Annotated in this window: 25 protein-coding genes and 1 other annotated feature; of the genes, 2 read left to right on the forward strand and 23 right to left on the reverse strand. The window is 39.6% G+C overall.

Annotated elements, in window-relative coordinates; translation table 11 throughout:
• From Q0K35_RS03350 to Q0K35_RS03400, 11 genes are all read right to left on the reverse strand, one after another.
• Positions 1 to 986 (reverse strand): PRD domain-containing protein (locus tag Q0K35_RS03350; protein WP_294561262.1); only part of this gene is annotated, 986 nt, incomplete at its 3' end.
• A 3-nt stretch (positions 987 to 989) separates the two neighbouring features.
• The gene (locus tag Q0K35_RS03355) at positions 990 to 1,685 is read right to left on the reverse strand and encodes a hypothetical protein (RefSeq protein WP_294561263.1); all 696 of its coding nucleotides are present in this window, start codon (positions 1,683 to 1,685) and stop codon (positions 990 to 992) included.
• A 3-nt stretch (positions 1,686 to 1,688) separates the two neighbouring features.
• Positions 1,689 to 3,131 (reverse strand): family 1 glycosylhydrolase, encoded by a 1,443-nt coding sequence (locus Q0K35_RS03360; protein ID WP_294561264.1) that lies wholly within the window; start codon positions 3,129 to 3,131, stop codon positions 1,689 to 1,691.
• Positions 3,132 to 3,196: 65 nt separating this feature from the next.
• A complete protein-coding gene (locus Q0K35_RS03365; RefSeq protein WP_294561265.1) occupies positions 3,197 to 3,523 on the reverse strand; it encodes a PTS lactose/cellobiose transporter subunit IIA in 327 nt (108 codons plus the stop codon).
• Between the two features lie 11 nt (positions 3,524 to 3,534).
• Complete coding sequence (locus Q0K35_RS03370; protein WP_294561266.1) at positions 3,535 to 4,857, reverse strand: PTS transporter subunit EIIC; 1,323 nt, start codon at positions 4,855 to 4,857, stop codon at positions 3,535 to 3,537.
• 18 nt (positions 4,858 to 4,875) lie between these two features.
• Complete coding sequence (locus Q0K35_RS03375) at positions 4,876 to 5,187, reverse strand: PTS sugar transporter subunit IIB (protein WP_294561267.1); 312 nt, start codon at positions 5,185 to 5,187, stop codon at positions 4,876 to 4,878.
• A gap of 130 nt (positions 5,188 to 5,317) precedes the next feature.
• Positions 5,318 to 5,563: a hypothetical protein gene (locus tag Q0K35_RS03380; protein WP_294561268.1), complete on the reverse strand. Its 246-nt coding sequence runs from the start codon at positions 5,561 to 5,563 to the stop codon at positions 5,318 to 5,320.
• A gap of 191 nt (positions 5,564 to 5,754) precedes the next feature.
• Positions 5,755 to 6,891 (reverse strand): AI-2E family transporter, encoded by a 1,137-nt coding sequence (locus Q0K35_RS03385; RefSeq protein ID WP_294561269.1) that lies wholly within the window; start codon positions 6,889 to 6,891, stop codon positions 5,755 to 5,757.
• Between the two features lie 10 nt (positions 6,892 to 6,901).
• Positions 6,902 to 7,663, reverse strand: coding sequence for a prolipoprotein diacylglyceryl transferase (lgt, locus tag Q0K35_RS03390; RefSeq protein WP_294561270.1), 762 nt, complete (start codon positions 7,661 to 7,663; stop codon positions 6,902 to 6,904).
• Positions 7,653 to 9,233 (reverse strand): DHH family phosphoesterase, encoded by a 1,581-nt coding sequence (locus tag Q0K35_RS03395; protein ID WP_294561271.1) that lies wholly within the window; start codon positions 9,231 to 9,233, stop codon positions 7,653 to 7,655. Before Q0K35_RS03395 ends, lgt begins: the two co-directional genes overlap by 11 nt.
• A 10-nt stretch (positions 9,234 to 9,243) precedes the next feature.
• On the reverse strand, positions 9,244 to 9,528 hold the full coding sequence (locus Q0K35_RS03400) for a post-transcriptional regulator (protein ID WP_294561272.1): 285 nt from the start codon (positions 9,526 to 9,528) through the stop codon (positions 9,244 to 9,246).
• Positions 9,529 to 9,592: 64 nt separating this feature from the next.
• On the opposite strand from Q0K35_RS03400, the gene Q0K35_RS03405 reads away from it, so the two are divergent.
• Positions 9,593 to 10,882, forward strand: coding sequence for an oligosaccharide flippase family protein (locus Q0K35_RS03405; protein ID WP_294561273.1), 1,290 nt, complete (start codon positions 9,593 to 9,595; stop codon positions 10,880 to 10,882).
• On the opposite strand, the gene Q0K35_RS03410 is transcribed toward Q0K35_RS03405, so the two are convergent.
• Positions 10,836 to 11,507 (reverse strand): DUF421 domain-containing protein, encoded by a 672-nt coding sequence (locus tag Q0K35_RS03410; protein ID WP_294561274.1) that lies wholly within the window; start codon positions 11,505 to 11,507, stop codon positions 10,836 to 10,838. The two genes, Q0K35_RS03405 and Q0K35_RS03410, sit on opposite strands and share 47 nt — an antisense overlap.
• A 37-nt stretch (positions 11,508 to 11,544) precedes the next feature.
• On the opposite strand from Q0K35_RS03410, the gene Q0K35_RS03415 reads away from it, so the two are divergent.
• Positions 11,545 to 11,883, forward strand: coding sequence for a hypothetical protein (locus tag Q0K35_RS03415; RefSeq protein ID WP_294561275.1), 339 nt, complete (start codon positions 11,545 to 11,547; stop codon positions 11,881 to 11,883).
• A 10-nt stretch (positions 11,884 to 11,893) separates the two neighbouring features.
• Here Q0K35_RS03415 and ruvB read toward each other — a convergent pair whose 3' ends face one another.
• The 11 genes from ruvB to Q0K35_RS03470 form a co-directional block, all read right to left on the reverse strand.
• Complete coding sequence (gene ruvB / locus Q0K35_RS03420) at positions 11,894 to 12,895, reverse strand: Holliday junction branch migration DNA helicase RuvB (protein ID WP_294561276.1); 1,002 nt, start codon at positions 12,893 to 12,895, stop codon at positions 11,894 to 11,896.
• Between the two features lie 2 nt (positions 12,896 to 12,897).
• Positions 12,898 to 13,473, reverse strand: coding sequence for a Holliday junction branch migration protein RuvA (gene ruvA, locus Q0K35_RS03425; RefSeq protein WP_294561277.1), 576 nt, complete (start codon positions 13,471 to 13,473; stop codon positions 12,898 to 12,900).
• Between the two features lie 18 nt (positions 13,474 to 13,491).
• Complete coding sequence (locus tag Q0K35_RS03430) at positions 13,492 to 14,130, reverse strand: HAD family phosphatase (RefSeq protein WP_294561278.1); 639 nt, start codon at positions 14,128 to 14,130, stop codon at positions 13,492 to 13,494.
• On the reverse strand, positions 14,127 to 14,879 hold the full coding sequence (locus tag Q0K35_RS03435; protein ID WP_294561279.1) for an exodeoxyribonuclease III: 753 nt from the start codon (positions 14,877 to 14,879) through the stop codon (positions 14,127 to 14,129). The genes Q0K35_RS03430 and Q0K35_RS03435 overlap by 4 nt, the downstream gene beginning before the upstream one ends.
• A 1-nt stretch (position 14,880) precedes the next feature.
• A complete protein-coding gene (locus Q0K35_RS03440; protein WP_294561280.1) occupies positions 14,881 to 15,357 on the reverse strand; it encodes an NUDIX hydrolase in 477 nt (158 codons plus the stop codon).
• Positions 15,358 to 15,431: 74 nt separating this feature from the next.
• On the reverse strand, positions 15,432 to 16,718 hold the full coding sequence (obgE, locus tag Q0K35_RS03445; protein WP_294561281.1) for a GTPase ObgE: 1,287 nt from the start codon (positions 16,716 to 16,718) through the stop codon (positions 15,432 to 15,434).
• Positions 16,719 to 16,762: 44 nt separating this feature from the next.
• Positions 16,763 to 17,047 carry a 50S ribosomal protein L27 gene (gene rpmA / locus Q0K35_RS03450; protein ID WP_071442800.1) on the reverse strand — a complete coding sequence of 95 codons (285 nt, stop codon included), beginning with the start codon at positions 17,045 to 17,047 and terminating at the stop codon, positions 16,763 to 16,765.
• Positions 17,044 to 17,361: a ribosomal-processing cysteine protease Prp gene (locus Q0K35_RS03455; protein WP_294561282.1), complete on the reverse strand. Its 318-nt coding sequence runs from the start codon at positions 17,359 to 17,361 to the stop codon at positions 17,044 to 17,046. Before Q0K35_RS03455 ends, rpmA begins: the two co-directional genes overlap by 4 nt.
• 1 nt (position 17,362) lies before the next feature.
• Positions 17,363 to 17,674 (reverse strand): 50S ribosomal protein L21, encoded by a 312-nt coding sequence (rplU, locus tag Q0K35_RS03460; RefSeq protein ID WP_071442802.1) that lies wholly within the window; start codon positions 17,672 to 17,674, stop codon positions 17,363 to 17,365.
• 12 nt (positions 17,675 to 17,686) lie between these two features.
• Positions 17,687 to 17,754 (reverse strand) — a sequence feature (ribosomal protein L21 leader region).
• 104 nt (positions 17,755 to 17,858) lie between these two features.
• Positions 17,859 to 18,416 (reverse strand): SMC-Scp complex subunit ScpB, encoded by a 558-nt coding sequence (gene scpB, locus Q0K35_RS03465; RefSeq protein ID WP_294561283.1) that lies wholly within the window; start codon positions 18,414 to 18,416, stop codon positions 17,859 to 17,861.
• A complete protein-coding gene (locus tag Q0K35_RS03470; RefSeq protein ID WP_294561284.1) occupies positions 18,406 to 19,143 on the reverse strand; it encodes a segregation/condensation protein A in 738 nt (245 codons plus the stop codon). The genes scpB and Q0K35_RS03470 overlap by 11 nt, the downstream gene beginning before the upstream one ends.
• Between the last annotated feature and the right edge of the window lie 430 nt (positions 19,144 to 19,573).

Here is a 19,573-nt window from a genome sequence, read left to right on the forward strand (position 1 = left end):
AATGAAATATGGTTCATCAGATTCAAACGCAAATTATCATCATTGAAAAAATCAATATCGCTATGCAGATAAATTGTCCTTAAAAATAGATTATAAAAGGTGATGACTTCTGGATCTTCAAGATTTACTACAAGATTTCTGTCTAAAGCAGAATCATTTCTTTTTATATGCAAAGAAAAATAATAGACTTCATCTTTTGATAAGGATAAACCGAATATTTTTTCAATGTCCTCATTGATCTTTTCCGCAGTCAGATATTCTTTTGTCTTACGGTCATTTACTGAAAGATTACCTACTTTGATGGCATTATTCGTTTCAATACGATTAATGGCAATAAGAATGTGAATGGCTAATGACTTTACTGAATTTGAGGAAATTGAGATATTATTTAATGTAAGATTTTTTTCAATAGAAGCTGTCAGCATATCTAATATCTTTGTATGATGTTCCCTGTTTTCTTCATCGTTCATATATTCAAGATAATCCGAACATTCTTTAGCTATTGCACTGCGGATATCTTTTTCATCACCGATAATGATATATCCACGGGAATGAGAATGCTTCAAGGTTAAATGATATTGATCGATCAAAGGCTGCAAATGCTTGATATCTTTTCTGGCGGATGACACAGAAATATACAATTCATTTGCAAGATCATAGATATTCACATAATTACTGCTAGAAATAAGTTTATTGAAAATGACCTTCCTTCTTTTTTGAACATCCGAAATATTTTCTTTCTCAAAAAGATCCGCATACCATTCACTGAAAATATCATGATCTTTGACAATCAGCTTGCAGCCATAGCCCTGCTTGGTAATAACTTCAAAGCCATGTCCATCCGCATCATCTTTAATCTTATTTAAATACGTTAATACGGTTCTTTTTGAAACACTTAATGTATATGCGATTTGTTCACTTGTCATATAATCATCGTTGTTTTCATGCATTAGTGAAACGATATCTGCGTATATTTTACTTTCCATAAATCACGAATCCTTTTTAAATGATAGCTTATTTCTATAACCGGCAAATAATAAAACAATATAAATACCAAAAACTAAAACCTTGTTTTGAATGCAATATTGCGAATAAAAGAAGATAAAAATCCCGACGATAAAGATCAGATAATCAGCTATTTGAACTTTATTTCTACATAACATACAGAAGAGTGACTTCATGATAAAAAAGCTGCAGATCATCTCAATGATCAGAAGTAAGATATCACTGCTGGAAATTTCTTGATAGTAATTTAATAACTCATTGACTGTTTCCATCGGATAATAGGCAGAAAGTTTCTCCGCACTGTTATGAATGGCAACAAACACTAAGAAGCTATAAGCATTCATGTTGTAAAGAAAAGTATTTACAAGTGAAAACCCGGAATATATCAAATTAGCTCTGTGTTCATCACCAAAGATTTTTTTACTTAAAGAAAATAGAACGATTACGATCGTGAGCGACAGCGTTACCATGACAACATAGGTTTCTCTGTCTTCCGCAAGATTCAAACTCTCAAGTCCAATAGCTTGGGCAGTGAAATTTGTAAGCGCAGTTGACAGAACATAGATCAATACACCCAATGCCATTGCCATGATCATACCACGCCTTTTATGTTCAAATGCTACCACTAGCGGCAGGACCAAAGAAAGAATCAAAAAGATAATTAATAGAATGAGTTTCATGGTTTACAGTTCTTCTCCATTTGTAGCTATGACTTTCTGATACCAGGCGAATGAATCCTTTTTATATCGATTCCCTGTTCCCGTTCCATCATCCTGAATGTCAACATATACAAAGCCATAGCGTTTGCTCATTTCGTTCGTTGTGCAGCTGACGATATCAAAAGGTCCCCAAGGACAATAAGCAAAAAGATCTACACCATCCTTGATTGCTTCTTTCATTGCTTTGATATGTTCACGAAGATAATCTATACGATAATCATCATGTACTTTATTATCAGCTGTTAATTCATCTAAAGCACCCAAGCCATTCTCTGCAATCATCATCGGTACACCGTAACGGTCATAATAAAGATTTAGTGAATTTCTTAAACCTAAAGGATCGATTGACCAGCCCCAGATCGATGCCTTCAATAATGGATTTTTTGATATGTCATTAAGACCTTTATTATTTTTTTCGTAGGAATTTAAACGAGTATAGTAATAACTAAAGGCCATAAAATCAGCTGTATATTTTTTAATAGCTTCTAAATCTTCTTCACGCATTTCAATCTGAAAATCATGATCTTCAAAGAAACGTAGCGCATAACCCGGATAAGCTCCGCGAATCCTTACATCTGCATAAAACATCTGTGACATTTGATTTTTTTGATAAGTATAAAATACATCTTCCGGTTTAGCTGTTTCCGCATAACAGTTGTGATCTGAAATCATGACACCCATCTTCATCGAAGGATCAATTTCTCTTGCTGCTTTTGTGGCCAAAGAGCAGGCGACAAACTGATGATGGATAGCCTGATATTTTGCTTCTTCTAAATTATCTACGGAATCACTGAGGATACCTAATGAATTAAAAGATTCTACATAGATCAGATTTATTTGATTGATTAAGATCCAATATTTTACCTTGTTGTGATATCTTTCAAAGCAAACTTTACAATACTTCACAAAGAAATCGATCAATTTACGATTTTTCCACCCACCATACTTGGTAACAAGATTCAATGGCAGTTCATAATGAAACAATGTGATGATCGGTTCCATGCCATATCCCACAATTGTATCAATCAGATCATCATAAAACTTTAAACCTTCCTCATTTGGTTTTTCATCATCGCCATTTGGAAAAATTCTTGCCCAGTTGATAGATGTTCTAAAGCATTTAAGTCCTAATTCATGCATCAGCTTCAGATCTTCTTTATAGGTATGATAAAAGTCGATCCCCTTTCTTTTTGGAAACTGACGATCATCATCAATCGCCAGCAATTCTTTTAAACGAGCTGAGGTCATCTCAGAATCCTCATCACGCTTTCCGGCACGATTTAAATGAGGATTATGCCAGTCAACATCCGGTACAGACAATCCTTTTCCTCCCTCATTCCATGCTCCTTCGCACTGATTGGCAGCGACAGCTCCGCCCCACATAAAATTTTCTTTGAAACCTTTCATGATATCTCCCTTCTTTTTATAACAGGCGAATGCCTTTTTATTTGGCACTCGCCTCATTAAAAACATTACTGTAAACCTTTTAAATGAATTTCTGCCAATTCTCTTATCAGTTCAATTGTAGATATGACACACATCAAATGATCTTGAGCATGAACGACCAGTATCGAGAACGTTACATCTTTTAGTTCACCATTTGCTTCTTCTTTCAATAACTCAAACTGACGCTTATGAGCTTCATTGATTGACTGGTCAGCTTTATTCATTTTTTCCTCATAAAGATCAGCATTTTTTTCTTTGGCAGCAGCTAAAGCTTCATATGCAAATGCCTTGGCTTCACCGGCATTCGCAATGATTTCAAACGAAATTTCCTGTAGTTTAGTCATTGTATCCATAGCTTATATCATTATTCTCCCTGTTCCTGTTGCAGACATGTTGCTTCATATCTCTTAAAGAATGGCCAGAAGATGACCCAGTCTAAGGCAAACATGACGATTACTAATACTGCTGCCCGCCAGTCCATCGTGGCAACAAAAGCACCTATCGGAGCAGGAGTTGTACTTGTTAAGAAAATATAAGATTTATTTACTAAATTCATTGATGTAGCTGCCCATCCAAGGATGATATTCACTGTCGGTGCCAGCATGAACGGAATGACAAGTGTTGGGTTCAAGAAAATAGGTAATCCGAATATTACCGGTTCATTGATATTGAAGAGTGATGGAATGATTGATACCTTGCCTACTGAGCTCAACTGTTTTGATTTGCTTCTTACGCACATGATTGCTAATGCAAGCGTAGATCCGGCACCACCAATACAAGAATAATAAGCCCAGAACGATTGTGTATAGACGTTTGGCAGATCGCTTAAAGCAACACCGGCTGCTACTGCTTCAGCATTTTCAGCTAAGGTTACTAACTGCAATGGATCCAGAAGCGGTCCGACAACCGTTGTCGGGTGAATACCAAAACCACCAAATAACAGATTTTCAAATGCTGTCAAGACTGTAACAGCCACTGAATTATTCACACCAAATGAAATCAATGTAAAGATGTATGACCAGATTTCCGGAATCAGCATTCCAAAGGCAACCTGACAAATCACTGAGAGTGCATAGAAAGCAATTAAAGCATATAAGAATGGGAATATCGTTGAGAACGTATTTTCAATAACCTGAGGCACTGAAGGCGGCATATGAATCGTCCAGCCCTTTTCAACAGATAAACGCATGATTTCAACTGCTCCCAAAGCAACTAGGATTGCTAGGAAAATATTGACAGAACCGAGATTGCTGTAAGTGATGTCACCACCCACCATGACTGGTGAACATATGAGCAAGAAGATAGATGCCGAACAAACTGCAAAGTTAATCGCATTCTTTTTGTAATGCTGGGCTAGTGAATAAGCTACCACAAAGCAGATCCATAAAGATAAAACACCGATGGTTGCTGCATATGGCGGATAAGTAAACTGTGGAAAATTAGTAGATAAATACCACCATGCATCCATAAATGCATCAAAGAAACCAATACCGGTTGATGCGGTATCGCTCCAAGGACATTTATAAATCAAAAACGCAAAACCCCCAATAAATGTAAATGGCAATGAACTAACAACACCATCACGAATTGCTAAAAAGTGTGGTTCTGTTCCGAAAAATGTTGCCATTGGCTGACACCATTCTTCAATTTTGTCAATGATCGACACTTTTTTTGTGTTTTCAGACATGTAATTCTTTCCTCCTATTTATTTGTTTTTTTCATTTTCCCGAATCATATTAAGAACTGCTTCACCATTGCATCTTCCAAAATCGATTGCGGGAATGTTTAAGATTGTGATCCCAGGAATATCTTTGCATAATTCCTTGATCATGTTGGTTTGAAATTTTACCTGAGGTGCAAGCAGAACATAATCATACTTTCCAAATTTTGTCTTAGCTTCAGAAACTGATAATGCTCCGATCTCCCAATCCTTTTCATCTTCTTTTAAATTATCACGCATATTCTGCATCAAAATAGAAGTAGATGAACCACAGGCACAAACTAACAAAATGTTCATATTACAATGACCTCCTTACTGTAAACATGATTGCTATAGCTGCTTGTTTGTTTACGCTTTCAGTATAACAAATGTAAAAAAAAGAAGTTGGAAATTGTCGTCATAACAATAATGCAACCTCTTTCATTTTTTAATACAATTTACCGTTTTGAATGACGCGAAATGAAATCGTCCTACCTATTTCAGAACCTTTGATCGTTTTCTTGATCAGATCACAACATTCCTGTTCATCCTCGCTATCTGTTTCAAATACCAGCGTCGTCCTAACAAAAGATGCGTTAGGAAGATAAGTAAACTTAGGATTTCCGATTCCCTCTACTACATCAATTACATTTTTTTGTAAACTTGGCATTACGCCTTCAACATTTATTTTCATCATGACCTCCATTCGTAATCATTGTATTTTCTTAAGGTCATAAATTCAATAAAAGTGAAAACGATTTCCTCTTTCATCATTGATCAGCAAATGCTCATTAATCAATCGCACAATTCAAAAGGTTCATAGTTTTTTTTACTGAAAGACTTTCGTTTTCATCTTTAATAAGATCATATAAATTAAAATATTTGTCAATCCATTCTCTTTATTTCATTTTGCATTTTCTCTTTTTTAATGATATAACGTCTAAAAATCTCATAAATGACAGAGAAAGTCGGCAGTCCGAAGAGCATTCCGGCAACACCGAAAAGTCCGCCGCCAAGCGTAACCGCAAATAAGACCCATAAAGGCGGCAGCCCGATCGAAGAACCAACGACATGCGGATAGATCAGATTTGATTCAAACTGCTGCAGGCAGACACCAAAAACAAGAAAGATAAGTCCCTGGACAGGATTCACAAAAGCAATCAGCAAGGCACTGAAGGCCGTTCCGATGATCGCTCCAAAGATGGGGATCATATTCGTAACACCGATGATGACAGAAACGATCGAAGCATATTCAAAGCCTAAGATCTTACATCCGATATAACATAATACCCCAATGATCACAGCTTCGATTCCCTGCCCGCTGATAAAGCTGGCAAAGGTATCACTGATCAAATGCATCAATTCCTTGAACAGATGATATCGTTTTTCATTCAATAAGGCTTTGCCGATACGATCTCCCTGCCTTATCAGCGTTTCTTTGGAAATAATCAGATACATGGCAATCAATATCGAAAAAACAACATTGGTAATCGAGCTGGCTATCATCGTAAGAATGCTGAACATGGCCGGTATGAGCGACTGCAAAGCACCCACGAACTGATTTCCCAATTCTCCCAAAGAATTGATAAAGCCGTCGATCAGATCATTGGACAGTCCCATATTTTCAAATAATATTTCAATAAATCTTTCAACTTCTGCGATATACGAATCAAAGTTATTGACCAATAACATGATATTATCAACGATTCTTGGCACGATGATCCAAATGATCAATGTGATGACGATAATGAAACACAGAAGGGTGATCAGCGCTGCTAATAATTTAGGCTTCCGGCCATCTTTTTTAGGCGGCAGCTTGCGCATGAAAAACTGCATCGGAATATTAAAGACAAAAGCGATACATACACCATAAATAAAAGGCTTTATCACATCTAAAAAAGTCATCAGGGTGGCCCAAAGCCAGCTGTAATTCATCAATATGAACAGCATCAATACAATAATTCCTACCAGTATGAGCACTTCTTTAAAAGTAGCTTCCTTAACTTTTTTCTTAAAATTCATATCACTTACCTCAATTTGAATCCATTATAACCTTTTTGGTACATTTAAAATAGATATAAATGCCCAAAAGAAGCGTAAAAACAGATATTAGCTGCGATGTTGAAAGAAAACCGACAAAGCCTCGTTCATCATTTCGTAAAAATTCAATCATGAAACGTCCGATACTATAAACGATCAGATAAACGCTCAGCAAGGTACCGGTTCTTTTATTTTTTGAAGCTAAATAAAACAAAAAGCCTGCCAGCAAGAAATCAAAAGCACTGCTGATGAGCTGCGTCGGTATGAGAGCGACATGGTTAGGTGCAATCTGTGAATGATGAAAAGCGATCCCATACCATGCATCTGTCGGCTTGCCATAACAACAGCCTGCAAGAAAACAGCCGATCCTGCCAAACCCTTGCGCCCAGGCAAGCGATGGTACGAAGATTTCAAAATATTTCAAAAAAGAAAGACCCTTGAAACGGCAATACTGATAACCGCCAAGCAAGGCGCCAAGCAGTCCGCCATAAATGACAAATCCATTTTCAAAGTCAAAAAGCAGGGCCGGATCTTTTGAAAAAGCATCATATTCAACGATGCAGTATAACAGCTTCCCACCGACGACACAGCCCAGCATACATACAAAAAACAGATTCAACAGCTCATCGGTATTCAAATTCGCTTTTTTCGCTCTTTTTTCCGCAATCAGATAACCGCTGAAAAGGCCTATGGCAATCAACAGGCCATAGCTGTGAATGGTCAATGAACCAAACGTAATGAGATCATTGTACATAAATATTCTCCTCAATGACGTCTTCAACCGTCATACAGATATGATATTGGCCTCTGAAATCATTTAAAGATACTTTTGCGATCACATTCATTCCCTCATGGATCAAGGGGATCAGGGAAGAATTGAAGAAAAGATATTCAATGCCGCTTGAAGAAATGATTTTATAATATTTTCCGTTTGATAAAGAAATCTTTTTTTGTATCTGTATATTTTCGATATAAAAGAGGATTTCTTCAAAGCCGTTACCAAAGGGTGCCAATTTCATATATTCCATCACTGTCTGAATCGAAAAAGCCTGTTCTGACGCCCATTCGCATTCGATCGTTTTATTTTCCTCATAGATCATTTCATGCGTTTCAATATAATGTTTTAATGCAGATAAATTCTCTTTCTTGATCGTGACACCGGCAGCCTGTGCATGTCCGCCAAATCGTTCAAAACCGTCAAAGGATGAAAAGTAACGTATCAGATCAAAACCTTCTACACTGCGCATGCTTCCTTTATATTCATTTTCCAGTTCGCTTAAGATAAGAAAAGGCCGATGATGGGCAGAAGCCATCTTGCTGGCAACCAAACCTACGATGCCTTCATGAAAATCACGATGGGCAATGATCTCAAAGGATGTATGTTGTAATTCACCATTGGCGATCTTTTCCATGTCACTGCTCATTTCCTTGCGCAATTCATTGATCTTATTGATCTGCCGGGCTACATTTAAGATCGCATTCTGATCTTTCAAAAGAAGATAGCGGACAGCATTATTGACATTCACATGATCGCTTAAACGACCCATGCTGTTGATCTTAGGGATGATCGTGTAAGACATCATCTTCATGTTAAAAATGTCCTGTGGCTTATTTTTGAGGGCGTGAAGGGCCGGCATGCACCCTTCATTCAGAAATTCGATGCCCTTTCGAATGATATTTCTGTTTTCCCGAATAACCGGCATGCTGTCTGCAATGGTTGCCAAAGCAGCAAGGGCAACGATATCCTTATCATCGGGAATCAGACAGCGAGCAATCTGTAACGCCATACCGGCTCCACAGCAGTTATAAAAAGCATCATCTGCAAGAAAAGGATGAATGAAACAATCACAAACGATATCTTCCTTTTCAAAGGTATGATGATCACTGAGAATCAAACGCATATGATTTTCTCTGATAAACTTCATTGCCTCAACAGCACGTACACCGTTATCCACGGTAATGATATTCCGATATCCCTTTGCCAACGCTTTCTCAAGCACATCGACATGAAGACCATAACCTTCCTCGATCCTTTTCGGGATATAAAAGCCATAATCGATCTGACAGGCTTCAAACGCCTTACATAAAATGGCTGTGGCACAGATACCGTCACAATCATAATCGCCACAGATAAGGATCTTTTCATGCTTTTCCCTGATATCTTTCAATATCGACAGGCACAGTTCCATATTGGTACATGTCAAAGGATCGCTTAATTCATTCTTTTTTAATCGTTCAAGATCATCTGCCTGAAGATGATAATGAGAAAGGACGATCTCTCTCAGATCATCTGCATGTTCACAACGATGGATTTTTACTTCCATGCACGCTCACCTACCATGAATGCTCACCAATCAATGCATCCAGCTCATTTTCATCCATCTGAGAGCCAAGAATGATGGCCTGACTTGACAAATATGCGACGATCTCACTCACGGTTATCTTAAATATATCATCTACCGCTTTTGAAAATGTTTTTGGCGGCTGATTTTTCCATACACTGCCATATAAGGTATCTCTTACATGCTGCTCGGTAATGCTTTTCAGATCACATCGCTGAAGCTGACTGGTTTTGATCGCAATCGCAAGCTCGATCTGATTATGCAGCTTTGAATCCATAAACTACTCACTCCAATCATAAGCATAATTATAAAACATATACTGCGAAAAGTGGAGTGAAAATTTGAAAAAAAAAATATTCTATGCAACGATCTCTCTTATTCTGCTTTCAACGATTGCGAAGATACTCTCATTTATCGTCCGTATCTATCTGGCCCGTACACTGTCACTCGAAGCCATGAATCTCTATTCCTTGGCCATGCCTACCCTTGTCTTTCTGATAGCCTTGGCCCAGATGGGGATCCCTACTGCCTTAAGCAAGGTGATCGCTCAAAGCGTTAATCCGCTCAATGGCATCTTATCCTCATTTATCCTGTCACTCATCAACAATTTGATCCTGATCACGCTTTTTCTGATCATGATTCCTTTTTTATCGACACATCTGTTTAAAGACATCCAGATATCCTCAATATTAAAAAGCATGGTCTTCATGATCCCGATGGTCACGCTCAGCGGTTTATGCAAGGCGATCCTTCAAGGAAAGCAGCATCATGCGATTGCCTGTGCTTCCCAGATCTTCGAAGAAGTCTTCCGGATCATCTTTCTTATCATTGGCTTTTCGCTTTTTCTCAAGGATGCCCGTTCATTGGCAACGACAGCCATGTTCAGCGTTTTTGTTGGTGAATGCGGTTCGACCCTTTTCATGTTAGCTTTTTTATTCATAAAAAAACATCCGCTCAAACGTCGTCAGCATGATTTGAAAAAAGAACATTTTTTAGAAATATTATCATTATCCGTTCCCATGACCAGTGCGCGTTTGATCGGCTCATTGACCTATTTCCTAGAACCGATCATCTTCCTTGCCTTTGCCGATCCTGTTTTATTAAAAAATGCCTATGGCATCTTCAATGGCTATGTTTTGCCGCTGCTGACCATGCCCTCTTTTATCAGTGTCACCTTAGCCAGCGCCCTGTTGCCGACATTTGTGTATGAGAAAAAACATAATCATTTGGAAAAGGCCAAAAAGATCTTTTACATGATGTCTTTGATCTGCCTTTTGATCTCGTTGACCTGTGCGCTTACGACCTATTTCTTTCCAAGTGAGATCTTACAGCTTTTCTATAAGACAAAAGAAGGCAGCGCTTTTCTAAAAAACAGCTCCCTTCCTTTTATCTTCTATTCCCTTCAGCCGGTTTTAAGCAGCATTCTTCATGCTCTTGACCAAAGCAAAAAAGCCTTGATCGACACATTGCTTGGCTGTCTGCTCCGCTTGGCCATCCTTGCTTTGCTTACCCCTTTGCTGCAAGAAAATACACTGATATTGGCGATCGTTGCTAGCATGCTGACAACGACCTTTCTTCATGCACTTAGAGTGTGCTGGTCCTTGAAAAAGCTAAGCTTGACTTCGAAATAAATGAAAAGCCTGATTTTGTCGCCATGCATAGAAACACATCCGCCACATCCGCAATTCCCTGCTGACGCATGGAGTGCATGATCTCATGGATATCAAAGCCGCTCATCTGCAGATGTTCGCGCTGAAGCTTGCCATCCTGTATCAGGGGAAAGGGATATTTGACCTTACAGTCATTCTTTTTTAACAGCGTTAATTTTCCATTTGTTTCCAAGATGCCAAAAGCAATTTCATGAATGCTTCCGATGCTGCATTCCCTTACTTGCATCATTAAATCATCGATATTATATCTTTCTTTCTTCATCGCCTGCTGGTCGATCAGACCATTTCGTATGAGAATGACCGGTTTCCCATCGATCAATGTCCGAAAGCCTTCAAATTTCATGATCAGAAAAGCAACGATGACCTGCAAGGCAGAAAGCGTAATTAAAGGAATCAATGTTTTTAAGATAGAATCGCTGTTTTCGGTCAGCGACAGTGCTAAAAGTTCAGACATGACAAGATAGATCACGATATCAAAGATGCTTAATTCACCAATCTCACGCTTGCCCATGCAGCGCAAGGCAAAGATGATCATAAAATAAAAAAAGAAGCATTTGAAAATCAGATTAAAATATTCATTCATCATTTTCATCTCCATGGCATATTAGTAAGTGAGGTAGATCATGAAAAAAAATATCCGCTCGCTCCTGTTTACGCTTTTATGCTGTATTTTGCTTACACTTATAGTATCGCTGATTCTTTCTTTTTTATACTTTCTGAATCTTTTTGTATCATCATTAGCTCTGATATCAAAAATATTTGGTTTTCTGGTTTTGATCATCTGCGGTTTCCTGTTAGGACGCAATATACGTGAAAAGACCTTCTTTTTTGCTTTAGGCTTTGCCTTGGCAGGCTTTCTTATCTGCTTTATCTTTGTTGAAAAAAGTGTCTTTGCCATTCTTTTATTAGCCGCTAAATGGCTCATCTTCATCATCGCCGCTCTATTTGCGAGAAGCATATGAAAAAAGAAGCTTAAAAAAGCTTCTGCTGATATTCTATACCTAAATGCTCATAAGCCTTTGCAGTAACGACACGACCGCGAGGCGTACGATTGATGAAACCGATCTGAAGCAGATAAGGCTCATAGACATCTTCAAGCGTCATCGCTTCTTCACCAATGCTGCTGGCAATGGCCTCCAGCCCCACAGGACCGCCTTTAAAGCGCTCTATGATACCTTTCAGATACTTATGGTCAACCAGATCAAGTCCCTTGGAATCGACATGCAGGCGGTCCAATGCCATCTTAGCGATCTCAACGGAAACGACACCGTCATTCATGACCTGGGCAAAATCACGCACTCTGCGGAATAAACGATTTGCGATACGCGGTGTACCACGGCTTCGCAAAGCAATCTCATGGATCGCTTCATCATCGATTTCATTGCCCATGACCCGGCTCGTTCTTAAAATGATGCTGGAAAGCTCTTCGATATCATAATATTGAAGCTGGCTCACGATACCGAAGCGGTCCCGTAACGGTGCAGAAAGATCACCGGCACGCGTCGTAGCCCCTACCAAGGTAAAAGGCGGCAGGCTCAATCGGACCGTACGTGTCGTCGCTTCTTTTCCTACGATGATATCAATACAGAAATCCTCCATCGCCGGATATAAGATTTCTTCGACCTGGCTTGGAAGACGATGGATCTCATCGATAAACAGCACATCACCCGGTTCCAGCGAAGAGAGGATGGCGGCCAGATCGCCTCCCTTTTCAATTGAAGGGCCGCTGGCAGTTTTTATATGCGTGCCCATCTCATTGGCCAGGATATAAGAAAGCGTTGTTTTCCCAAGACCCGGAGGGCCATATAAAAGCACATGGTCCAAAGCCTCATTACGTGCCTTGGCAGCCTTTACGAAGATACGCATGTTCTCTTTTAATTCCTTTTGTCCCACATAATCATCCAAACGCTGCGGACGCAAGGAAGCATCATCCTCATAATTCATCGTTTCAGCTTGTAGTATTCTCTCACTCATGTCTAATACCTCTTCAACAGATAAGAAAGCGCCATACGCATCGCTTCATCTGTATTTTTATAATTACTTTTAGCCACTTCACGAAGCACCGATTTGATTTCCTGTTCACGATAACCCAAAGCAATCAAAGCATCATGAGCATCCTGAAGGTTCTGATCGATCTTTTCCTTGGCATCATCCTTCACGGATACCAGCTTGCCTTTCAGATCTAAAACGATCTGCTGGGCCGTTTTAGCGCCTATGCCGGGACAGCTCTTTAAAAATGTCAGATCGCCCTGCTCGATCGCTTCCACGATTCTAGAAACCTGTCCCATCGAAAGCATGTTCATGGCACTTTTGCACCCCAAACCCTTGACCTCGATCAGACGCAAAAAAAGCTCATAGGTTTCATGCTCCTTAAAACCATATAAGGCAAGAGCATCCTCACGTACATATTGATACGTATATAAAAGTACCTCACTGCCAATTGCATACTGCTTAGGATCAGGGGTAAATATCTGATAGCCGATCCCATGATTTTCAAGGATCAACGCATCATTGGTACTGCCGTACACGCTTCCCTTTACAAAAGCGATCATATCAAACCCTCCTTTACATCAATCTGAATCAAGCAATTCCTGAAATGAATGGATCGTTTTCTCACAGATCCGTTTCATCTCATCCTGATCATGGCTCCACATATCATCTAAAATACCAACAACATGAAAATGCGCCTTATGTGCAGACAAAGCCGCTGAAGCTACATCCTCGAACACTACGCATTCTTCAGGCAAAAGTCCCAGTCTTTCAGCACATAATTCATATATTTTAGGATTTTCCTTATTGTAACCGACTTCATTGGTCGTTATAACATCTTCCATGAAGTCATAAAGTCCCGTACGCTTCAAAGCTGCCACCGCACTCTCCTTATGACAAGAAGTAGCGATGATACACTTACCGATCGAAGCACACCTTTGAACAAACTCATAGGCATACGGCTTCAGGGGAAGCTCATTCTGATATGCGGCATGCGACATATCTTTCCAATCCTGCTGGATCTGTTCAGCCTGTTTATTCACGCCCAATACATCCTTAAAATAATATGAGCATTCCACATAAGTCAATCGCTTGATCGCATCCGTATATTCTCTTTTATATTCAATACCATGCATCGCCATATATTTTTTATCAATATCAAGCCAAAGGCCCAACGAATCCAAAAGCGTACCATCTAAATCAAAAATAAAGCCCTTCATTCTTTTATCTCCAATCCGACAGGTGCATGATCACTGCCTAACACATCCGTATAAATTTTAGAATCGATGATCTTATCCTTCAAGATCTCACTGACGATAAAATAATCGATCCGCCATCCGGCATTTTTTTCTCTTGCCTTAAAGCGATAGCTCCACCATGAATATTCGACCTTATCCGGATACAAATAACGATATGTATCTATAAAGCCGCTATCCAATAATTCGCTCATCTTCGCACGCTCCTGATCGCTGAAACCAGCATTCATGCGATTTGTCTTTGGATTTTTTAAATCGATTTCCTCATGTGCCACATTCAAGTCACCACATAAAATAACCGGTTTATGCCCTTCTAATTTCTTTAAAAACGCACGGAAATCATCTTCCCACTGCATACGGTAATCAAGACGGACAAGTCCATCCTTGCTGTTAGGCGTGTAACAGTTGACAAGATAAAATTTATCATATTCACAACACAGCACTCGTCCCTCCTGATCATGCTCCTCGATACCTATTCCCTTTCTTACCGACAAAGGCTTGATCTTGGAAAAAGTAATGACCCCGGAATAACCCTTCTTTTGTGCACTATTCATATAGATATGATAATCCGGCAAATCAAAATCCAGCTGTCCTTCCTGCATCTTGCTTTCCTGAATACAAAAAACATCTGCATTTTCCTTTAAGAAAAAATCATAAAACCCTTTATTCACACAGGCACGTATGCCATTCACATTCCACGATATAAGCTTCATCCTATTCTCCTATTCTTATTTCTTCAAATATATCTGTTTCAGCTTCCTTCGTACATCCGAAAAAATCAACCTTTTGATCAAAACAGCTTTCAAAACGAAAAAGAAGATCTTTTCTGATCAGCTTAAAAGCCTGATCGATATCTGCCCAGCAATAATCATCATGCTCATCAGAAAGGACCACCTCTTTATGATCACACCCACACACAAAATCAAAGACAATTGAAGGTAAGATCCTTTGGACACCGTTATAGCCCTTCCGGGCATTTGTAATGGAGGTAACGCAGCTTAGATATCTGATATCTACACAAAGACCACATTCCTCTTGAACCTCTCTTTTCAGACCGGCTATGAGCGTTTCTCCGTTTTCGATGATACCTCCCGGTGTTTCCCAGCCTTTTTTGGGATTGTGTATGAGCAAAAGCTGCTGTTTATTAAAAATAAAGGCTGCCGCACTGACGGTATGACTTGCTAATTCCATATGGATAATAGTATCATTTTATCGCTTTCTTTTCAATCAAAACAAATTTCAAAAAAAAAGACAGCCATGCTGTCTTACTCTACGAATGCAAATTCTACGTTGCACAAAATGATGATATCGCCATCCTTGCATCCGGCATCACGCAGTGCCTGATCAACGCCCATGATACGCATCTTACGGGCAAAGCGCTGATCGGCTTCCTCAGAATTAAAGCGAGTTGCATGGAAAGCCTTTTCTATCTCATCACCCACTAATTCCCAACGGCCATTGCCAAGGTTTTTGATCTCAAATGCAGGCTTTGGTTCCTCAAACTTATAGAGAACACCCTGCGTTACTTCCTGATGGTTTTCATCCAGGATCGGGAAAGGATCTGTCTGATCCAATAAATCAGCAGCCCGATACAATACAGGCTCCAGTCCTTCATCAATGATCGTTGTCGTTTCAAAGACCTCTATATCCGGATAAGCTTCTTTAAACCGTTTCAGATTTTCGCCGGCTCCTTCCAGATCCATCTTATTGGCAACGACAATCTGTGGTCTTTCTAAAAGACGATATTGGTAATTTGCCAGTTCCTGATTGATGATCCGGTAATCTTCTACCGGATCACGGCCATCATTCGCACCCATATCGATCACATGGATGATGACACGGCAACGCTCGATATGGCGCAAAAACTCATAACCAAGACCCTTGCCCTGTGAAGCTCCTTCGATCAATCCCGGAAGATCGGCCATCACAAAGCTGCGGCCATCCGGTACCTGTACCATGCCCAGATTTGGCTTCAAGGTCGTAAAATGATACTCGGCAATCTCCGGGCGAGCAGCACTGACAACAGATAAAAGCGTACTCTTGCCTACGCTAGGAAAGCCAACCAAGCCAACATCCGCTAATACCTTTAATTCAACGATGACATCTCTTTCATCGCCAAATTCGCCCATCTCACAATATTCAGGGGCAGAATTAACGCTGCTTTTGAAATGAAAGTTTCCACGGCCGCCTTTACCTCCCGCACAAATGACCGCTTTTTGATCCTTACGTGTCAGATCTGCCAGAATGGCACCGCTCTTTTCATCCTTGATGATCGTTCCTAAAGGAACCTTCACAATGACGTCTTTACCATTTGCCCCATGCATTTTCTTGGGTTTTCCTTTTTCACCATCTCCGGCAGCTACTTTTTTTGAATAACGCAGATCTAAAAGAGTAAACTTTCCAGTGTCCGTTTCAAAGATGACACTGCCGCCCTTACCGCCATCTCCGCCACTGGGACCACCCAGCGGGACATATTTTTCACGACGAAAAGCTACGATCCCATCGCCGCCTTTTCCTGCTTTACAGTGAATCTTAACTCGATCAACAAACATGCTACGCCTCCTTTAGAAAAAGAAAATCTCCATGACGGAGATTTTTAAGCCTGTGGATAAACAGATACCTGTGTCTTCTTCTTACCTAATCTTTCATAACGAACGATACCGCTTGCCTTCGCAAATAACGTATCGTCACCGCCACGTCCAACATTTAAGCCCGGATGAATCTTAGTTCCGCGCTGACGATAGATAATAGAACCACAGTTAGTAAATTGTCCATCAGCTTTCTTGGCACCTAAACGTTTAGAATGAGAATCACGTCCGTTCTTTGTTGATCCTACTCCCTTTTTAGAAGCAAAGAATTGAATATCTAATACGAATCTCATGATGACACCTCCTGTTTTATTTCAATATATGATGAATACTGCTCTTCGATCGTTGCCAGCTGGATCAGCATCGTCTGTAAGATCAGCTGACATTTCTCATCGAGAAGATTCAAGACTTCGATCACGATTTGTTGACTTACTTGAAAATCAACGCTCTTAGAAGCCAATTTATCCAATGCATTTAATGTTCCAAAGACAATTGAAGAAACCCCGGCACATACCAGATCTTCACCCTTCCGGGCACTTCCGGCATGACCGCTCACCGTTATTTTCTTGATTGCTTCATTCTTTGAAACAACACAGACCCGGACCATCTTAACCTTCGATAGCTTCTACAGTTAATTTTGTATATGGCTGTCTGTGACCCTGTTTACGGTGGCTGCTTCCGTTTTTACATTTGTACTTGAAGATGATGATCTTCTTTCCTTTACCTTGTTTTTCAACCTTTGCTACAACCTTAGCACCCTTAACATAAGGAGTACCTACCTTCGTTGTTCTGTTTGAATAACAAACCACCTTGTCAAATTCAACTGTATCTCCTTCGTTAACATCTAACTTTTCTACGAAGATTGTTGAACCAACTTCACATTTTACTTGCTTTCCGCCAGTTTCAATAATTGCGTACATCGTTGCACCTCCTTCTATCTTTGACTCGCCAAATGAGGGGACCATCGTCTTAACCCTTTTATGAGCGGTTGTACCCAAATAAGGGAAACAACATCCGTATATTACCATAAAGGCACTCAAGAGTCAACAAAATTCGAAAAAAAGCCTTTAAACAAGCATGTTTTTTAAACAATGACAGAAATGGCTAATAAATATCATCCTCTTTAAATAATTCACTATCCATATTCTGTTCAACTGCCGGCAGATCCGGAAGCTCTTTTAAGCTTTCAAGCTTAAAGGCATCCATGAACTCCTCTGTTACCTCATAAAGAAAAGGACGTCCCGGACCATCTGTACGGCCACATTCCCGAATCAGGTTTCTGGCCAGCAGCTTACGGATCATCATATCACAATTGACCCCTCGAATTTCTTCGATCTCAATACGTGTCAGCGGCTGTTTATAAGCAATGATCGCCAGTGTTTCCAAAGCTGCCTGGGAAAGCGTAGCCATCTTGCTGCTTGAAAAAAGTGCTTCAGCCGCTTCATGGATCTTCTCCTTCGAAATAAACTTATAGCGTCCGCCATAATTCACACATTCAAAACCATGATACTCCTTGCAATACTCATCCATGATATCCTTGATCAGCTCCAAGACATCTTTTTCCATCATATTACAAGAAGCAGCCAGCTGTTCAAGCGTACATCCTTCATCACCGCTCAAAAAAATCAATCCTTCGATCACGCTGCATCTCTCATCCATCATCTTCCACTCCTTTTACGATCCAGATCTCATCCTCTTCATCAATGATATAAGAAATGATCTGGAATTTGATCATATCTAAAATAGCCATAAACGTAACGATGACCATCTGTTTGCTGGTACAATCGCTGCAAAGCTCTGTAAAACTCATCGTACCTTTAAAACCATCCAACCGCTCTTCGATCTGTTCCCTGCGCTCATCAACACTTAATTCCTTCACCGTCATCTTGGTTTCAAGCGGGTGATTCAAAGCTAAACGGCGCAGCACCTTATTCATGGCCTTCATCAGATCATAAGGACTGCCGCTGAGCTTTTCTTCTTTTACCACGCTCATCCACTGCTGTGTTTCATTGCTTAAAGGTTTTGTATAAGAAAGCTGACGTTCTTCGTATAATGGTTTTAATGACTCGCTCGCTTCTTTATAACGCTGATATTCAAGAAGCCGTTTCACCAGTTTGTCACGATGATCTTCTTCATATTCTTCTTCGATCTCTACTTTTTCTTTCGGTAAAAGCTTTTTGCTTTTATATTCCAAAAGGCCTGCCAATTCAGTTAAGAATTCACTGGCAATATCAAGATGCATCTCTTCCATCTGATTCAGATATGCCAAATATTGCTCACTTAAAACATCCATATCCAGATTAAAAAGATCCAACTTATTTTCTTTGATCAAATGATACATCAGATCCAACGGACCTTCAAATTCTGAAATCGTAACTGAAAAATGCATAGAAATCCTCCAACTATAATATTATATCATAATATCTTTGATAAAAACATGCTTTATCTTTTTCAAATATACCTATATACTATATGTAGGTAAACTATGTCTTTCATTACTGTCTTATCACAAAAAGGAGGGAGAGATTAATCATCAATAAAATGAGCAAAAAAAATATGAAAAAAAACAGCTAAAACGTTAAGATGTGTATCTTCTACTGGAGAAGCTGCCTTTATTAGTTCATTTCAAATAACTGCAACCGCTTTAGCTGGAGGAAAAGTTTCTGTGTCTGCATTTGAAGGTATGTATTCTCATTGGAAACTTAGCTTCAGTGGTAATATCGGTTTTGGTATAACCGTGGGACCAAATTCCAGTGTTTCATCCAGTCTATCTGTATCAGGTTCACTAACTGCAAACTTTGAAGAAATGAATCACGTAT

The sequence above is a fragment of the uncultured Traorella sp. genome (assembly GCF_944327115.1).
GTDB lineage: Bacteria > Bacillota_I > Bacilli_A > Erysipelotrichales > Erysipelotrichaceae > Traorella.

Coding starts and splice junctions, on each gene's coding strand:
- Q0K35_RS03355 (WP_294561263.1), bottom strand. CDS start 1,685: ATGAAACTCATTCTATTAATTATCTTTTTGATTCTTTCTTTGGTCCTG.
- Q0K35_RS03360 (WP_294561264.1), bottom strand. CDS start 3,131: ATGAAAGGTTTCAAAGAAAATTTTATGTGGGGCGGAGCTGTCGCTGCC.
- Q0K35_RS03365 (WP_294561265.1), bottom strand. CDS start 3,523: ATGGATACAATGACTAAACTACAGGAAATTTCGTTTGAAATCATTGCG.
- Q0K35_RS03370 (WP_294561266.1), bottom strand. CDS start 4,857: ATGTCTGAAAACACAAAAAAAGTGTCGATCATTGACAAAATTGAAGAA.
- Q0K35_RS03375 (WP_294561267.1), bottom strand. CDS start 5,187: ATGAACATTTTGTTAGTTTGTGCCTGTGGTTCATCTACTTCTATTTTG.
- Q0K35_RS03380 (WP_294561268.1), bottom strand. CDS start 5,563: ATGAAAATAAATGTTGAAGGCGTAATGCCAAGTTTACAAAAAAATGTA.
- Q0K35_RS03385 (WP_294561269.1), bottom strand. CDS start 6,891: ATGAATTTTAAGAAAAAAGTTAAGGAAGCTACTTTTAAAGAAGTGCTC.
- lgt (WP_294561270.1), bottom strand. CDS start 7,663: ATGTACAATGATCTCATTACGTTTGGTTCATTGACCATTCACAGCTAT.
- Q0K35_RS03395 (WP_294561271.1), bottom strand. CDS start 9,233: ATGGAAGTAAAAATCCATCGTTGTGAACATGCAGATGATCTGAGAGAG.
- Q0K35_RS03400 (WP_294561272.1), bottom strand. CDS start 9,528: ATGGATTCAAAGCTGCATAATCAGATCGAGCTTGCGATTGCGATCAAA.
- Q0K35_RS03410 (WP_294561274.1), bottom strand. CDS start 11,507: ATGATGAATGAATATTTTAATCTGATTTTCAAATGCTTCTTTTTTTAT.
- Q0K35_RS03415 (WP_294561275.1), top strand. CDS start 11,545: ATGAAAAAAAATATCCGCTCGCTCCTGTTTACGCTTTTATGCTGTATT.
- ruvB (WP_294561276.1), bottom strand. CDS start 12,895: ATGAGTGAGAGAATACTACAAGCTGAAACGATGAATTATGAGGATGAT.
- ruvA (WP_294561277.1), bottom strand. CDS start 13,473: ATGATCGCTTTTGTAAAGGGAAGCGTGTACGGCAGTACCAATGATGCG.
- Q0K35_RS03430 (WP_294561278.1), bottom strand. CDS start 14,130: ATGAAGGGCTTTATTTTTGATTTAGATGGTACGCTTTTGGATTCGTTG.
- Q0K35_RS03435 (WP_294561279.1), bottom strand. CDS start 14,879: ATGAAGCTTATATCGTGGAATGTGAATGGCATACGTGCCTGTGTGAAT.
- Q0K35_RS03440 (WP_294561280.1), bottom strand. CDS start 15,357: ATGGAATTAGCAAGTCATACCGTCAGTGCGGCAGCCTTTATTTTTAAT.
- obgE (WP_294561281.1), bottom strand. CDS start 16,718: ATGTTTGTTGATCGAGTTAAGATTCACTGTAAAGCAGGAAAAGGCGGC.
- rpmA (WP_071442800.1), bottom strand. CDS start 17,047: ATGAGATTCGTATTAGATATTCAATTCTTTGCTTCTAAAAAGGGAGTA.
- Q0K35_RS03455 (WP_294561282.1), bottom strand. CDS start 17,361: ATGGTCCGGGTCTGTGTTGTTTCAAAGAATGAAGCAATCAAGAAAATA.
- rplU (WP_071442802.1), bottom strand. CDS start 17,674: ATGTACGCAATTATTGAAACTGGCGGAAAGCAAGTAAAATGTGAAGTT.
- scpB (WP_294561283.1), bottom strand. CDS start 18,416: ATGATGGATGAGAGATGCAGCGTGATCGAAGGATTGATTTTTTTGAGC.
- Q0K35_RS03470 (WP_294561284.1), bottom strand. CDS start 19,143: ATGCATTTTTCAGTTACGATTTCAGAATTTGAAGGTCCGTTGGATCTG.